Raw genomic sequence first — 512 nt, 5'->3', positions numbered from 1 at the left:
AGATTCACAACGCTTGTCGATCTGCATTCTAGGTTAAGTCTAGTGTTTTATGGCACAATGTTTTAGTTAAGTGGTCGCGTTGTTCACTACTTAATTGGGCGTTATGTTTACTTGTATTTCAAAGGCTTAAATGTCTTAGGATCAAGTTCTTTGTCCCTCTGGCAATTCGCCCCTAGTAGACTCAGCAAATCCGCATTGTCGGCCTAATTTCTCGAATAACTTAGGCCATAAAACATGCCAATGTTCGTGGGTTGCTTCATTTGCAGGTCGAGCAGGCTAGGGTTTAGTTTCTTTGGCTTTAAGTCGCTTTGAGGTTCTTTTTCAAGCAACATCCTACCTTGGCAGTAGTCTCGGCAACTCACCATTGTTTGGCGCTGTTGTGAGAAGAGACTAGGGCGCTTGTTGGAGCTTAGTTGGGTTGCCTCATTGGGCAGGGAAGTGTTTGTACTTGTTGTTGGTTGGTCGCTTTTGGTGACCAATTTGGCTTTCGCGTTGTGGCTTGGTTCAGAACA

The 512-nt window shown here is 44.5% G+C and carries 1 protein-coding gene; it reads right to left on the bottom strand.

The genetic code is table 11. The annotated features are described in order from the left end of the window. Nucleotides 1–203: 203 nt before the first annotated feature. Nucleotides 204–512: hypothetical protein (locus F0231_RS20885; protein WP_216612397.1), on the bottom strand; the 309-nt coding region annotated here is incomplete at its 5' end.

This window comes from Vibrio sp. RE86 (assembly GCF_013114545.1).
Taxonomy (GTDB): Bacteria; Pseudomonadota; Gammaproteobacteria; order Enterobacterales; family Vibrionaceae; genus Vibrio.
This window is presented reverse-complemented; position numbering and strand designations above follow the sequence as displayed.